The sequence below is a fragment of the Chloroflexota bacterium genome (assembly GCA_026706485.1).
GTDB lineage: Bacteria > Chloroflexota > UBA11872 > UBA11872 > UBA11872 > JAJECS01.
This window is the reverse complement of the sequence record JAPOYR010000008.1, coordinates 82,103-97,078: the sequence shown is the minus strand read 5'-3', so window position 1 is coordinate 97,078 and position 14,976 is coordinate 82,103. Positions and strand designations below refer to the sequence as shown.

Sequence of the window (14,976 nt, the reverse complement as noted above, 5' to 3'; positions counted from 1 at the left end):
GCCCGCCGCGCGATTGCCACGGGCGGCGGGCGTTGGATCGAGGCTGGGTGTAAGTGTGGCTAGCCGCCGCCGGCGACCAGCCGCTCGACGATCCGGCCCACAACCGAATCCGCCGCGACGTCGACGGCCACCTGGGCCGCCATCCGCCCCGCTCCAGAGTCGTCGTCCGCGGCGGGCCGCATCGCGCCGCGTAGGTCTCCGTCGCCGCATTCGACCGTCAGTGGGTGCGACTGCATCGTGAAGAGTTCCGGCCAGAGCAGCGTTCCCACCGCCGCCGGATCGTGCAGCAGCAGCTTGCCGCCGCGCCCGGTGAACTGCTCGGCGCGGGCGCGGCGGATCAGCTCGCCCAGGAAGGCGCTCCGGGGCTCCGAGCGCGAAAACAGGCGCGACTCGACGGTCGCGTCGCTCACGGCCAACTGGTGCGTCACGTCCAGCGGCGTCACGATCACCGGTACGCCGGAGGCCAGCACCATGTCCGCCGCCTCGGGATCCACATAGAAGTTGAACTCCGCGTGCGGGGTCACGTTGCCGCCGGCGTACAGCGAGCCGCCCATGGCCACGATGGCCCCCGCTCGGCGCATGGCCGCGGGGTCGCGCCGGAGCGCGGCGGCGACGTTCGTCAGCGGACCCAGGGCGATCACCGTCAGGGGTTCGGGTGAGGCGCCGACCTCCTCGATGATCACGTCCACGGCGTCAGCCAGGATGTCCGGCGGTTCAGGGCGCGTCCGCCGCCAGCGTTCATGGCCGGTGATTCCGGCCAGCCCGTCGGAACCGTGAACCTCTTCCGCCGTCACCAGCTCGCGCGCCTGCGGCTTGGCGCAGCCCTGGGACAGCCGGATGGGCGCACCGGGCGCCAGGATGCGCAGCAGATAGTCGGCGTTCGCTGTGCCCGTCGCCAGGTCCACGTTCCCCGCCACGGTCGTCACCGCGCGCACGGAGAGCTCGGGCGAGGCCAGCGCCAACGCCAGGGCCAACGCGTCGTCGACGCCCGGGTCGGTATCGATGACGACGGGAATGATGGCTGGCATCGGCTTGCTCTCCGGCACGCTGCTCCGGTGGCCCATGCTGCGCGCAGCATGGGATGTCTTCCAAGGGTCCCACGCCGCACGCAGCGCGGGCCACCGCTCGGTCGCGGGCTACGTTGCATCTGTCATTCCCGCGAAGGCGGGAATCCACCTTGACTGAACTCGGGGCGCGCGCCGGATGCTTGGCGTCGGGCGGGTCTAAGACCCGCCCCTACCCGAATTGCGAAGGTCGACCTCGGGCGGTTCGCGACTCTCCCTACCAAACGTGCCGAAGCTCACTGCCATAATGCGGCCACCCGCGATTCCCTCCGGCGTGGAAGGGGCAAGCGATGCCGCGTGACTTGGCGATTGGCAATGGCCGCCTGCTGGTCGCGTTCGATGGCGACTATCGCGTCCGCGATATCTATTTCCCTCACGTGGGGCTGTGGAACCATGCCGGCCACGATCCGTTTCGGTTCGGCATCTGGGTCGACGGCGCGTTCGCCTGGATCACCGCGCGAACCTGGAACGGCACGCTGCGCTACCGCCCGGACACCCTGGTCAGCGACGTTCGCCTGGTCAACGACGACCTCGGGCTCGAGCTGATTTGCGCCGACGCGGTTGACTTCCATCGACCGATCTACGTTCGGCGCATGGTCGTGCGCGACCTCCGGGGCGCCCCGCGTCACGTCAAGCTCTTCTTCCATCACGATTTCTACCTGTTCCGCGACGGCGTGGGCGACACGACCTATTTCGATCCCCTCACGCGCGGCATCGTGCATCACAAGCGGGACGTGCTGTTCATGGCCAACGCATGGGCCGGCGAGCAGCCGGGATTCGACGCGGTGAGCACGGGCACCAAGCATCTGCACGGATTGGAGGGCACCTGGCGCGACGCCGAGGACGGCAATCTCTCCGGCAACGCCATCGCTCAAGGGCTGGTCGACAGCACCGGCGGCGTGGATGTGCGCGTGCCCGCGGGTGGCGACGCGGTGGCGCACTACTGGCTGGCGGTCGGCGACGAGTTCTTTGCCGTCAAGGACGAGAACGACATGGTCGTGCGGCGCGGTCCCGACGCCCTGATCGAACGCACCAACCACTACTGGCGCCACTGGGTCACCCGCGAGGACCTGGACTTCACCGGCCTCGATCCGGCCGTCCGCGATCTCTACCGCCGCAGCATGCTCATCGTCCGCACCCAAACCGACGACGACGGCGCGATCATCGCGGCTAACGACAGCGACATCCTGCAGTTCGGCCGCGATACCTACACCTATATGTGGCCGCGGGACGGCGCCCTGGTGGTTCAGGTGCTGATCCAGGGCGACCACCGCGAGCTGGCGCGGCGCTTCTTCGATTTCTGCCTCCGCACGATCCAGCCGGGCGGCTTCATGCTGCACAAGTACAACCCCGACGGAACGCCGGGCAGCAGCTGGCATCCCTGGGCGGACGCGGACGGCAACCGCATCCTGCCGATCCAGGAGGACGAGACCTCCCTGGTGCTGTGGGCCCTCGGCGCCTACGACGAGCGCTTCAAGGACACCGAGGTCGTCAAGCCCTTGTATGCGCCGCTCATCAAGCGCGCCGCCGACTTCATGGTTCGTTTCCGGCATCGGGAGACCGGGCTGCCCGCGCCCTCCTGGGACCTATGGGAGGAGCGCTACGGCATCCACACGTTCACCGTCGCGAGCGTGTATGGCGGATTGCGAGCGGCCGCCGCGTTCGCCCGTGGGTTCGGCGAACAGGCGGCGGCCGATGAGTACGACACCGCCGCGGCCGAGATCCGCGAGGCCGCCTTCGAGCACCTCTACGACGAAGGTGAGCGGCGCTTCATCCGTCGCCTGGAGGTCGCCGACGACGGCACGCTGGTTCCCGATCTGACCATCGACGCCAGCGTCACCGGCGTCTGGCGTTTCGGGCTCTGCGAGCCGACGGATTCGCGCTGCGTATCCACCATGCACTCGCTGCGCGATCGGCTCTGGGTCAAGACCGACATCGGCGGCGTGGCGCGCTACGAGGACGACTACTACCACCGCGTCTCGGACGACATCGAGCGCATTCCCGGCAATCCGTGGTTCATCTGCACCCTGTGGCTGGCGCAGTGGGAAGCGGCGGCGGCCCAGACCATGGCTGACCTGGAGCGCGCGCACGAGCTGATGCGTTGGGTGGTCGACCGCGCTCTCCCCAGCGGCACCCTGGCGGAGCAGGTGCACCCGCTCACCGGGCAGCCCCTCAGCGTGAGCCCGCTCACCTGGAGCCACGCCGAGTTTGCTGCCACCGTGCAGACGTACGTGGCCCGGGCGCGCGAGCTCCGCGGTCAGGGCGGCTGAGCATTTCGACACGGCTCGTTCTGATCCGGGTGGGTGACTACTCGGTCCAGGCGCGCCTGCACGACACGCCGGCGGCGGACGCCGTGTGGCAGGCCCTGCCGCTGAACGTGCGGGCGAGTGTTTGGGGCGACGAAATCTACGCCGGCATCGGCGTCGGCGTGGACCTGCCGGACGACGCCACGGACGTTGCGGCGGTGGGCGACCTGGCGATCTGGCCGCCGGGTCGCGCGATCTGCATCTTCTTCGGTCCCACGCCGGCCAGCCGTGGATCCGAGCCGCGCGCCGCAAGCCCGATTGCGCCCGTTGGACGCATCGACGACCCCGACGATTCGGCCCTGCGCCGGGTTCGCTCCGGCGCGATGCTCGTCATCGAGGCAATGGACGAGCTACAGGCGTAACGTCGGGATGGGCCGAGTTTCTTGAAGCAGTGTTGACGCGTTCGCATTCTGTCTGGTAGGTTGGCCGTGCGTGGAATCATCTGGCGCGTGACCGTTGGTCATGCCGCGTCGCGCGTCGCGGAGGATGTCGCCCATGGGCGGCCCGCTCACTCAACGACAGCATCGCGTGCTGGTCACCATCGAGCGCTTCGTGCGCGACGAGGGCTACACGCCCAGTGTTCGCGAGGTTGGCGGCATCGTCGGTCTGGCGCCGGCCACCGTGCAGCAGCACCTGGACGCCCTGGAGCGCAAGGGCTACATCCGGCGCACCGGCCAGTCGCACGGCATCGAGATCCTCGATAACGGCGCCGACGCCGGCGTGGTCCACGTGCCGATCATCGGCGAGATTGCCGCCGGTCTGCCGATCGACGCCTACGAGGAGCGCATCGACACCGTCCCGGTGGCCTCCGGCCTCGCGCCCGCGAGCGACACCTATGCGCTGCGCGTGCGCGGCGACAGCATGATCGACGACCACATCTGCGACGGCGACCTGGTGATCGTCGCGCCCACCGAGGCCGTGCGGGACGGACAGATCGCCGTGGCCATGCTGGACGACGGCACCGCCACGCTCAAGCGCCTCTTCCGCGAGAACGGGCGCGTGCGCCTGCAGCCCGCCAACGCCGACTACGACCCCATCTACGCCCGCGACGTGCGCGTCCGCGGCCACGCCGTCGCCATCCTGCGGAGCCTTTAGGCCGAGAGTTCGTCGCGCGGCATTCCCGCAGTCTGTCATTCCGAGCGCAAGCGAGGAATCTAAGCACGCTGTGAATCCTCCCGCGCCCATTAGATTTCTCGCTCCGCTCGAAATGACAGAGGTGAGGCTCCAGAGGCGGTGCGATGCCTTCCAATGGTAAGGACGCTTCTGCGAAACCAATCGTCACTCCCGCGAAGGCGGGAATCCACCCTTCATTGAACCTGGGGACGGACAGGATGCGCCCGCTCATCCCCAAACCGGGCTGGAATCTGCACGGGTCTCCAACGGGGAGAGGGTCGGTGAGACGGGCACACGCGCAAGCCGGCTGCATCCGCTCCCTCTCCCACGGGGCGAGAGTCGGGGTGAGGGGATTCTCCGGCCGCCACATCGGAGGCTGCCGGAGTCCAACCCCCACGGCGCGGTGACGCGCCATCCGCCTGTTCGCTATTTGTTCGTTCGGTTGTTGTCTGGTATTATTCCCGCACACCGACCGCAGTCGACGCGCACATGCAGGATCTCGGCTCAGACGCCTGGAATGGTCACCGGGTGGTCATGCACGCCGACATGGACGCCTTCTACGCGGCCGTCGAGCAGCGCGAGCGGCCGGAGCTGCGCGGCAAGCCGGTAGTCGTCGGCGGCTCGCGCGACGGACGCGGCGTGGTCACGGCGGCTTCCTATGAAGCGCGCGCGTTCGGCGTGCGCTCCGCCATGCCCTCGCGCCAGGCCGCCCGCCTCTGCCCGCAGGCCGAGTTCGTTCCCGGTCGCATGGACCTCTACGCCGACGTGTCGAGCCGGGTGATGGACTTGTTTCGCACCTACACGCCGCTCGTCGAGCCGCTGTCGCTGGACGAGGCCTTCCTCGACGTCACCGGCTGCGAGCGCCGCTATGGGACGCCGGCCGAAATTGCCAATCACCTGCGAGCGACCGTGCGTCAACGCGAAGACCTCCCCATATCCGTCGGCGTGGCGGCCACGAAGTCGGTGGCCAAGATCGCTTCTCAGGTTGCCAAGCCCGACGGCTGCCGCGTCATCCTTCCCGGCGCGGAGTCGGCCTTCCTCGACCCGCTGCCCGTCCGCATGGTCTGGGGCATTGGCCCCAAGACGGCGGCCAAGCTCGGACGGCATGGCGTGACCACCATCGGTGACCTCGCTTGCATCGACCCGGAGCGGGTCCACGCCGGCTTTGGCGGGACCGCCGCCCAAGCCGCCGTGCGGTCGCGTGGCATCGACCCGCGGGCCGTGACTCCCGCGCGCGGTCGCCGCTCGGTGGGCAACGAGGTCACCTTCGACCGCGATGTCGATGACAGGACGGTTGTGGTGGACTACCTGCAGCAGCTTGCCGAGCACGTGGGTCAGCGGCTGCGTGCCAAGCACCTCCGCGCGCGCACCGTCAGCGTCAAGGTGCGCTACGCCGACTTCCGCACCATCACCCGACAGACGACCGCCGGGGCGGCCGTGGATATCGGCGCGGCCATCTTCGCGTTGGCTCGCGAGCTGTTTCTGCGCGTGGCGCGCGCCGATGATGTCTACCGCCTGGTGGGAGTTCACGCCACCGCGCTCGAGAGCTTTGACTACTGCCAGTTGCCGCTGCGGCCGGCGGAGACGCGTGAGCGGCGGCGGCTGGACGAGGCGCAGGACCAGGTCCGACAGCGATTCGGCGACGCCGTCCTGGCGCCCGCGTCGCTGCTCGCCAGCCGGGCGCGCATGAGCTCGAGTCGATACGCCTGGCGCGACGCGGTGCTCGGATGATGCGATCGTCGTCTAACCCTTCCGTCATTCCCGCGAAGGCGGGAATCCACCCCTCACTGAACCCGACGGCGGAACGGATGCGCCCGGTTGTCCCCAACTCCGGCTGGATTCTGCAAGCGTCTTCCGTGGCAAAGGGTTGGGGTGAGGGGGACCGCCGGCATGACTCTGGTTCGTCGACCACGTGCGCAGTTATGAAGTCGGTGCTGGACACGTCCCCAAGCGTGGGCGCCGAATTCGATTGGAGGCCAGCATGAGCCGCGTGCCCGACACGTTCTTTGCCCTGCTGCGGCAGGTTGCCGACGAGCGCGGCGGCGGACCGGACGTGGTGCGGTCGCGACTGGCGGCTGTGCGCCGCGACCGCCGGCGCCTGGCGCGGCTCGCACGTCTCTACGGCTACGCCCTGCGCCATCCCGCGCCTGATCGCGATCGGGTGCTGCGCGCCGTGGCCGGCCAGGTGCTGGAGCACGGCGCCTCGTTCGTGCTGGGTCGCGGTTCGCGCGAAGCCCAGCTGGCCTTGAGCTGGGGGCATCAGGTCTACCGCGAAGTGCACGCCGCGCGGCGTGACTTGCGCTTCACCCGCGGACCGGGTCCGCGCCAGCTCGTCGCCGAGTGGCGCTTCCAGTTTCCGGTCGTCGACCTGGTGTTGCGGCACTTCCGCCGCCGCTGGCGCGGTCACACGCTCATGATCCGGGACGGACGCCGCACCTACGTCCAGGACGGATGTGGCATCAGCTTGAAACTGGCGCCCAGCCGAGGGGCCGAGGAGCCCTCGATCTGGTCGTCGCCAGCGGGCGGTGATATTCTGTCAAGTCAGGCGCATTTCGTCGCCGCACCTGGGAGGCAGGGGATGGCGTAGCTGCGTATGCGGTTCCTGCGGGGATCGGCCGAATCAATACGTGCCGTGCTGACCGCGGGCAACCTCATCGGGGCCGTGCCTCCATCTCTCAACGCCGAGCAGCTTGCGCTCTTCCAGGCGCACTCGAGGCGCAGTTTCGCCGCTGTCGTCGAGCAAGCAATCGCCGACGACGCTGACCTCATGCTCATCGCCGGCGGCCTCTTCGCGCAGTCGGAGCCGGGACTCGACGATATTCGCTTTGCTTCCCAGTGTCTCGGTCGCGCGCGCGACGCCGGAATCGTGGCCATCGCGCTCGACGATGCCGAGAATCCCGCGACCGGCAGCACCGGCATTGCCTTCCTCGAGGAGCTTGGGCTTTTGGCCGGCGTGCGGCCCGACGGCGGCATCCGGAGCCGGACCGTCGACGTTGCCGGAATCGCGCTCGACGTTGGCGCGCCTTCGGCGTTTGGCCATGCCGATCCTGCGCCTCATCATCCAACCCTCCGCATCGCGCTGACCAGCGACTCGGACGCGCTGCAGCGCCCAGAGGCCATGGCCGCCGACGTCATCGTCCTCGGCAACCGGCCGGATCCCGGCCAGCGTCAACTCGAAAATGTTTTCCTGATCTGCCCCGGGTGGTCCGCCCCGGCGGTGGCCGAGCGTCGCCCGGAGGCGGGATTCGCCCTGGTGGATCTGGATCAGGGCGGCGTGATTGCCGCGGAGTTTCGCGAGCTTGCGGGTGTCTCGCCCGTCGTGGTCACCTTCACCGCGGGGGAGCTGGCCGATCGCGACCCTGCCGGAGTCATTCGTGAGCGAGTGACGCCGCTCATTGGAGACGCCCCGCTGGTGACGCTTGAATTCGTGGGAGCGTTCTCGCGCGAGCTGTGGCATCGCTGCCGGGTGGCCGATCTGAGCCGCCGGGCATCCGCCGACGGCACGCTGGTACACCTTGACCTGTCACAACTCGACATTACAACCGGACCGGCCGACGCACGCCCGACGCGTTCGTTCGTGGTGGAGGTGCGTCGCGCGGCCGAGCACCTGACCGCCGGCGCCGCGCCGGCGGACGACGCGGACACCGTCGCTCGGGCGCGCCGGTTGGTCGTCGATGGCTTTCGGCGACGCGCCGAAAGCCGCGTCGCATGATTCTCCTGGAGCGGCTGACGGTCCGCGAGCTTGGCGCCATGCACCGGGTGGACCTGGAGTTTCAGCCGCAGGGCCATCACCTGATCACGGGTCCGCCTGACCAGGCGCAGGCGTTGAAGGCGGCGCTGCTGACCTGCCTCTACGGCCCGCCCGACGGCATGCGCGCCCGGTCCGACGGGGCGATGGTGGAGTGCGCGCTCGCCGCCGGTGGACGACCGCTCACCGTGCGGCGCACCCTGCGGGCCACCGGCGGGGACGAGGCGGAGCTGTTCATCAACCGCGGACCGCGCTCAGCGCCGATCCACGGCGAGGCTCAGGTACGCGCGGCGCTCGACAGGATGCTGGGACTCGATCGAGCGACGCTGGAATTGCTGGTGCGGCCGGAGCCCCGTTCCGAATTGCCGCCGGCCGCCGAGATTCGAGCGCTGCTGCGCCGTCTGCTCGGCGAGCGGCGCATCCAGGAAATGGAAGTCGAGTTCGCCGAAAGCCCGGCGCACCACGAGGAAGAGGCCGTGGCGCGGGCGCGCGTCGAGCTGGCGCAGGCGGTGGCCCGGGCGTCGGCCAACGAGGACGAGATCGACCGGCTGGATCGTGCGCTGCAGCGCTGGCGTGTGCGCCAGGCCTTGCAGGCGCTCACCGCGGCATCGGAGCGCGCGGCGGAGGCCGACGCTTCCGAGCGCAGATTCCGCGTGCTACGCGGGCAATTCCTTGACGAGCGCGACCGCGCTGCCCGGTACCGCGAGCTTGCCTCGCTCTGGGCGGATCACGCGCGCAGCGCCGCGGAAGCCGCCCGCGCGCGGGAGCACATCGGGCGATTGGATGCCCGGCTGGGCGATCTCGCGTCCCTGGCGCAGCGCGCCCGGATCGGCGCCGAGCGACTGGCGGCTCTCGATCAGGCCTGTGACGCCGCCACCGCGGGCGCCGCGGCGTCGGAAGCCGCCGACCGCGCCCGGACGAAGCGCGACCATCACCACCGGACCGCCCATGAACTCCGACAGGCCCGCTCCAACCTGGTCGAGGCCGAGGTGGTGCAGGCCAAGGCCCAGGCCGGCGCCGAGCGGGCCCGGACCCTGCGCCAACGCGCCCACGAAGACGAGCACCTCCCCGCCGCGCACCGCCTGTGGAGCCGGCTCGGCGACATCCTCCTTGCCGAGCCCGATCACGCGGGCGACGAGGTCGACCCCTCGGACCTGACGCGCGAGACCACTCGCATCAGGCAAGACCTACGGTCGCTGACCATCGAAGCTCAGCGCCGCCGAAACCGCCTGATGCTGGCGGCCGTCGGCGTCGCTTTCGGCATCGTCCTGGCGACCATCGGCTTCTCCGGCACGGGGCCGCTGGCCGTGCTGGGCATGGTGGTGGTCGTCGCCGGCGCGGCCGCGGGCGCCTGGTCGCTGTGGAGCCAGCGGGCCGATCTCGCCCACGAGGCGGAGCTTCTGGACCAACTAGCCGAGCTTGATCACGACCAACGCGACAGCGAGCAACACGCCGCCCGCCTGGCGGTCAGCCGCAAGCAGCGCGCCGGAATCGAGCGCGAACTGGAGCGCCTCGGCCTCGAGATCCCCCTATCGGCGGAGCGCGCGCGCATCCTGCGTGACAGCGCCACCGCGCGATTGCGCCGCATTGCCGACGGTGACAGCTCGGTCTCGACCGACGACCTCGAGTCCGAGTGCACCCGCACCCAGCGAGAGTTGGCCCACGCCGAGCGCGAGGTGCACCGGTTGCGCGCCCGTGTCGACGCGCTGGAACGCTCGGGCGTGGAAGAGCGCGCGGCGGCCGCGGAGGCCGAGCTCCGCAGCCAGATCGAGGCCAGCGGGCGCGCCCGCGGCCACGCGGGGGAGCTGGCCCGGTCCCTCGATCTGCCGGACGACCACCCGGCGCTGGTCAACGCCCGCGACGCCCAGCGGCGCGAGCTGAACGCCATGCAAGAGCGCCTGGACCGCGGAGCCGACCTCGAGGCGGGCCGGCAGCGCGCGGCGTGGAAGCTCCACGCGGCCGAGAACGCATTGCCCGGAATCGCCCAGGCCATCGACGCGCTGGTGGCCACCGACGCCGGATTGCCGCAGGGCCAACCACCGGACGCAGCCATCGACCGCCTCGACGGACTGGCTGCCCTGGTCGACGTCGTGGCTGCGGTGGGCGAATTGCGGGCAGCCTCGGGCTTGACCGAAGCGTCCGAGACGGCGCGGGTCGCGCAGGGCGGTGTGTCGCGGGCGACGACGGAGCTGGCCGGCGCCGTGCGGGCGACGGGCGCGCACGGCGACGACTCCCCGACCGCTTCGGAAGTTCGGGCCGTATTCCCCGACCTGGACCAGGATCGATTGGAAGACGCGGGCGGCGCTCGCCGACGGATGCAGCGGGCCCGAGCCGCGCGACGGGAGTTCGACGCGCAGATTCGACAGCTCGAGCTCCGGACCGGCGCCGTGCGTCACGACGTCGATCTGGATGCGGCGCGCGCGGCGCTCGACGACCTCGTCGACCGGCGTCGCGTGCGGGCCGCCGCCTCGCGCCTGATGACCCATGCGCTCGATGCGCTGGCAAATGGCGTCCGGCAGTCCACGGAGGCCGCCCTGCGCCGGATCATTGGCCGGGTGACGGGCGGGATGTACTGGGACGTTCGGATCTCCCAGGACCAGGCGGTGCATGTCTGGGACGAAGCCCCCGAAGCCTGGAAGCCACTCGGGGAGGTCGGCGACGCGTTGCGCGACCGGATCGAGCTTGCCGTTGGCGTGGCCTTTCTCAGTGCCGTCCGACCCCACGACGCGCCCTTTGCGCCCGCGTTCCTCTGGCTCGACGCCGCTGACGTCGAAGCCGTGGCGCCCGTGCTCGAGGCGCTGCCCCACGGCGACTTCCAGCAGTACTTTCCGCAGGTCATCGCCACGTCGGCGCCGGGCGGATTGACCAGCGCAGGATTCGACCGTGTGGCGGACATCGTTGACGGCGCGTCGGCGCCGTCGCCGGACGAAGCGGCCGACGCCCGCTGGCTCAAGGCCGTTGGCTGAGGGTTCGCTCGTCATCCGGCGGGAGGCGCCGCCGGCTGCCGAGGATGACAAGGACCGGCCGGCCTCGAAGGCTGCCAAGCCCAAGCCCAAGCCCGAGCCGAAGCCCGGCGCTGGGGCGTCGGCTGCCAAGTCCGCTGAAGAGTCCCCCGCCAAGCCACCCGCCGCAAAGGACGATGGCGCGCCGCAGTCCACACTTGACCTCGCAACGCCGGCCCCACGCGGCTACCGGGCGCGCAGCACTGGCCCACGCGCAGCGCGCGATTTCACCCGGGTCACTTCCGGCCTCATGTGGCTGGGTGGACTGGTCACGCTCGCATTGCTGGGCTACGTGCTGGTCTTCACCTCGCCGGACCGGACCGAAAACGTCTTGGCCTTCGTGGCCCTGTCCGGCTTCGGAGCCTTTTTCTTTGCCTGGGCCATCGGCGCCTGGCTGCGAACCGGAGACGACGCCTCAGCGCCGCGACCGCCGGCGTTGACCGTCACCCGGCAGGCCGTCCTGGTCGCCGTGGGCGCCCTGGCGGTGGCGACCGCGGCGGTGAACAGCGTCGCAACCCCGGCGGCGGTGATTCTGATTGTCCTGGTCGTCATCAGCGCCGAGTTGCTCATCCGGCGCATGCCCTTTGGCCGGTGAGCACACCCGATCCCTACGCGGCCATTGCCGAGCTCTATGCGGCCGAGCATGACGACTGGGACGACGATCTCCCGATGTACGCCCACCTGGCGGAGCGCGCCGGCGGACCGATTCTGGACCTGGCGTGCGGCACGGCGCGCGTGGGCACGGCTTTGGCGGCGGCTGGATTCGCGGTGCACGGCATCGACGCGTCGCCGGCGCTCCTCGCCATCGCCCGCCGACGAGCGGAGGAGCGTGGCCTGGAGATCGAGCTCGAGCCGGGCGACATGCGGCGCTTGTCGTCGCGCGTCCGCTTTGGCGCGGTGTTCTGCGCGCTGGACTCATTCCTGCACTTGGAATCGACCCAGGATCAGCTCGACACGCTGGAAAGTGTGAACGACGTGCTCGAGCCGGGCGGCATCCTGGCCGTCGACGTCTTCAATCCCACGCTCGATCGGCTGGCGGCGTGGGACGGCGTGCTGCGGACCCAAGGCAGCTTCACGGATGCCGAGGGAATGACGGTCACGCACTTCGTGTCGTGGGAGGTCGACCCCGGCGCGCAACGCATCGACGCCCTGCACATCTACGACACGCTCGATGGCGACGGCCGCGTGCAGCGACGCGTGAGCCGCATGCCCCTGCGCTACGTACATCGATTCGAGCTGGAGTTGGCCCTGCGCTGCGCCGGATTCGAGCGGATCGAAACCTACGGCACCTGGGCGCTCGATCCCTACGACGGCGAAGGCGACCGCCTCATCGCGGTGGCGACCAAGGCGCTGGATTAGCTACACGCCCGTTCGCCCTGAGCTTGTCGAAGGGCGTTGGTCGCCGGTCGTGGTTCGACAGGCTCACCACGAACGGGCTGGTTCTTCATTGTGTGCCAGTTTGAATGTGACATTGCTCTAAAGCGACCAGCGCCCGATCTCCAGCCCATCGTCCGATTCCCGGCGGTAGGCCGCCGCCGGCCGGGCCAGCCGGACCGTGCTGGCGACTGTTTGAAATCCGAGGCGCGACACCTCGGCCAGCCCCGCTCCCGACCCCACCGCAAGATCCAACTCGACATAACGCAACTGCCTGGTCACGGCCAGGCGCCCGAGGCCACGGCACGCGGCCGCGACCGAGTGACCGTCGCGGCCCAAGGACCCGAGCCGCGCCTCCAGGACTTCGCCAGCGGGGACGGCCTCGGGATCACACACAAGGCATGTACCCGGCCCCACAACCGCGAAAGCGGCCCCCGACAGCGGTACCGCCGCGTGAAGCTCCACGCGGTCCTCAGCAGCGCGTGAGGGATCGGATTCCAACCTCTCATCCGAGGAAGTAGGGGCGGTTCGCGAACCGCCCGGCTCGACCAGCGCGGGTCCATCCAACGCCGTTGCCTTGGGCACCGACCGAACCTCGAGTTCGACAGCCACGCCCGATGTCGCCAGCGCCGCGGCGCTCGCCCGCAGGCGCAGCGTGACGTCCACCAGACGCAGGCCGCGCCGCGCATAGGCGCCCAGCGCCACGCCATCGTTCGGCGACGCTTCCAGTCCAACCATGGCGCAGCCGGCATCGTCCAGGAACCCAAGCGCCGCCGTCGTCAGCGCGCGTCCCACGCCCACGCCGCGATATGCCGGATGAACCCCGAGTCCCCCGATCCACCCGACATCCGGTTCGACCACGGCGAAGACCGCGCCCACGGGGCCAAATCCGGGCGCGTCCACCACCCACGACCCGGCGCACTGGGCGTGCCAGCGATCGGCCAGGTGGTTGGAAACCAGCGTGCGCGGTCCCGGAGGGCTCGTGCCGGGCGGCGGCGCGAACGCCTGCGTGAGCACGTGCGCTACCGAGTCCACGTCCTCCGACCGCATGCGCCGCGCCGCCGGCGCGCTCGACCCGGAGTCCGTGGCCTCGGAATGCGGCACGCTAGAATCGCCCTCGTTGTCGCGGCTTCGTCGGCCGCCCGTCTGGTTCACCTGTGCAGGAGGCAAGTGTGGCGTTGCTCACGCATCCCGGCCTGGCGCCCGCCATGGGGCGGCTGGGCACCGAGACGGCATTCGCCGTGCTGGCTCGCGCCCGACAGCTCGAAGCCCAGGGCCGCGACGTCATTCACCTCGAAATCGGTGAGCCGGATTTCGACACCCCCGCCAACATTATCGAAGCCGCCAAGCGCGCGCTCGATGACGGATTCACCCACTACGGCCCCTCGGCCGGGCTGCCCGAAACTCGCGCCGCCATCGCCTCCCACGTCGGCGAGACCCGGGGCATCGTCGTCGATCCCGACGAGGTCGTCGTCACCCCGGGCGCCAAGCCGATCATGTATTTCGCCATCACGGCGCTGTGCGGGCCCGGCGATGAAGTGCTCTATCCCGACCCCGGCTTCCCCATCTACGAGTCGGTCGTCGACTTCGTCGGCGCGACCCCGGTACCGCTGGCATTGCGCCCGGAGCGCGAGTTCCGGCTCGACCTCGATGAGCTGCGTGACAAGCTCTCGCCGCGCACCAAGCTGCTGATTCTCAACTCGCCCCAAAACCCGACCGGCGGCGTGCTGGAGCCCACCGACATCCGGGCCATTGGCGAGCTGCTGGTCGATCACGACGCCTACGTGCTCTCCGACGAGATCTACTGCCGCATCATGTACGGGGAGATCGAGCACGCGTCCATCGCCGCCGAACCCGGCATGCGCGACCGCACGATCATCCTCGACGGTTTTTCCAAGACCTATGCCATGACCGGCTGGCGCATGGGCTACGGCGTCATGCCGGCCGATCTCGCCTCCGCCTTCTCGCAGTTGCAGACGAACATCACCAGCTGCACGGCCAGCTTCATTCAGATCGCCGGCATCGAGGCTCTGCAGGGACCGCAGGACGCTGCCGCGGAAATGGTCGCCGAGTTCAAGGCGCGCCGCGACCAGGTCGTCGACGGCCTCAACGCCATCCCCGGCGTGTCGTGCCAGCGGCCAGCAGGTGCCTTTTACGTATTTCCGCAGCTCTCGGGCTTCGATCGCGACGCGGACGAGATCGCCGCCGGGCTCCTGGACGAGGCAGGTGTGGCCGTGCTGGCCGGCAGCGCGTTCGGCGACGTGGGGCGCGACTCGCTGCGGCTGTCCTACGCCAACTCGCGGGAGAACCTGCGGGAGGGCGTCAGGCGCATGTCCGACTGGCTGGCCGGCGCCCGAGCCTGAGCTGCC

Annotated in this window: 12 protein-coding genes; 10 read left to right on the top strand and 2 right to left on the bottom strand. The window is 70.0% G+C overall.

Annotated elements, in window-relative coordinates:
* Positions 1-59 precede the first annotated feature (59 nt).
* Positions 60-1,028: a nucleoside hydrolase gene (locus OXG79_06455; protein ID MCY3783410.1), complete on the bottom strand. Its 969-nt coding sequence runs from the start codon at positions 1,026-1,028 to the stop codon at positions 60-62.
* Between the two features lie 326 nt (positions 1,029-1,354).
* Here OXG79_06455 and OXG79_06450 point away from each other — a divergent pair, with 326 nt between their 5' ends.
* From OXG79_06450 to OXG79_06410, 9 genes are all read left to right on the top strand, one after another.
* A complete protein-coding gene (locus tag OXG79_06450) occupies positions 1,355-3,334 on the top strand; it encodes a glycoside hydrolase family 15 protein (GenBank protein ID MCY3783409.1) in 1,980 nt (659 codons plus the stop codon).
* Between the two features lie 29 nt (positions 3,335-3,363).
* Positions 3,364-3,732, top strand: a complete 369-nt coding sequence (locus OXG79_06445) for a cyclophilin-like fold protein (protein MCY3783408.1) — start codon at positions 3,364-3,366, stop codon at positions 3,730-3,732.
* A 133-nt stretch (positions 3,733-3,865) separates the two neighbouring features.
* Positions 3,866-4,465, top strand: coding sequence for a transcriptional repressor LexA (gene lexA, locus OXG79_06440; GenBank protein MCY3783407.1), 600 nt, complete (start codon positions 3,866-3,868; stop codon positions 4,463-4,465).
* Positions 4,466-4,972: 507 nt separating this feature from the next.
* On the top strand, positions 4,973-6,214 hold the full coding sequence (dinB, locus tag OXG79_06435) for a DNA polymerase IV (GenBank protein MCY3783406.1): 1,242 nt from the start codon (positions 4,973-4,975) through the stop codon (positions 6,212-6,214).
* Positions 6,215-6,464: 250 nt separating this feature from the next.
* Positions 6,465-7,070 carry a DUF4130 domain-containing protein gene (locus OXG79_06430; GenBank protein ID MCY3783405.1) on the top strand — a complete coding sequence of 202 codons (606 nt, stop codon included), beginning with the start codon at positions 6,465-6,467 and terminating at the stop codon, positions 7,068-7,070.
* Between the two features lie 45 nt (positions 7,071-7,115).
* A complete protein-coding gene (locus OXG79_06425; protein MCY3783404.1) occupies positions 7,116-8,195 on the top strand; it encodes a hypothetical protein in 1,080 nt (359 codons plus the stop codon).
* Positions 8,192-11,197, top strand: coding sequence for a hypothetical protein (locus OXG79_06420; protein MCY3783403.1), 3,006 nt, complete (start codon positions 8,192-8,194; stop codon positions 11,195-11,197). Before OXG79_06425 ends, OXG79_06420 begins: the two co-directional genes overlap by 4 nt.
* Positions 11,198-11,483: 286 nt before the next feature.
* Positions 11,484-11,828: a hypothetical protein gene (locus OXG79_06415; protein ID MCY3783402.1), complete on the top strand. Its 345-nt coding sequence runs from the start codon at positions 11,484-11,486 to the stop codon at positions 11,826-11,828.
* Positions 11,825-12,592, top strand: coding sequence for a methyltransferase domain-containing protein (locus OXG79_06410; GenBank protein ID MCY3783401.1), 768 nt, complete (start codon positions 11,825-11,827; stop codon positions 12,590-12,592). The genes OXG79_06415 and OXG79_06410 overlap by 4 nt, the downstream gene beginning before the upstream one ends.
* 117 nt (positions 12,593-12,709) lie before the next feature.
* On the opposite strand, the gene OXG79_06405 is transcribed toward OXG79_06410, so the two are convergent.
* Entirely contained in the window at positions 12,710-13,711 is a 1,002-nt protein-coding gene (locus OXG79_06405; protein MCY3783400.1) for a GNAT family N-acetyltransferase, read from the bottom strand.
* Between the two features lie 104 nt (positions 13,712-13,815).
* Here OXG79_06405 and OXG79_06400 point away from each other — a divergent pair, with 104 nt between their 5' ends.
* Positions 13,816-14,970, top strand: coding sequence for a pyridoxal phosphate-dependent aminotransferase (locus OXG79_06400; GenBank protein ID MCY3783399.1), 1,155 nt, complete (start codon positions 13,816-13,818; stop codon positions 14,968-14,970).
* Positions 14,971-14,976: the final 6 nt, after the last annotated feature.

Bases quoted from the DNA above. Each gene is read 5' to 3' on its own strand.
- OXG79_06455 (MCY3783410.1), bottom strand. From the start codon at position 1,028: ATGCCAGCCATCATTCCCGTCGTCATCGATACCGACCCGGGCGTCGAC.
- OXG79_06450 (MCY3783409.1), top strand. From the start codon at position 1,355: ATGCCGCGTGACTTGGCGATTGGCAATGGCCGCCTGCTGGTCGCGTTC.
- lexA (MCY3783407.1), top strand. From the start codon at position 3,866: ATGGGCGGCCCGCTCACTCAACGACAGCATCGCGTGCTGGTCACCATC.
- dinB (MCY3783406.1), top strand. From the start codon at position 4,973: ATGCAGGATCTCGGCTCAGACGCCTGGAATGGTCACCGGGTGGTCATG.
- OXG79_06430 (MCY3783405.1), top strand. From the start codon at position 6,465: ATGAGCCGCGTGCCCGACACGTTCTTTGCCCTGCTGCGGCAGGTTGCC.
- OXG79_06420 (MCY3783403.1), top strand. From the start codon at position 8,192: ATGATTCTCCTGGAGCGGCTGACGGTCCGCGAGCTTGGCGCCATGCAC.
- OXG79_06415 (MCY3783402.1), top strand. From the start codon at position 11,484: ATGTGGCTGGGTGGACTGGTCACGCTCGCATTGCTGGGCTACGTGCTG.
- OXG79_06400 (MCY3783399.1), top strand. From the start codon at position 13,816: ATGGGGCGGCTGGGCACCGAGACGGCATTCGCCGTGCTGGCTCGCGCC.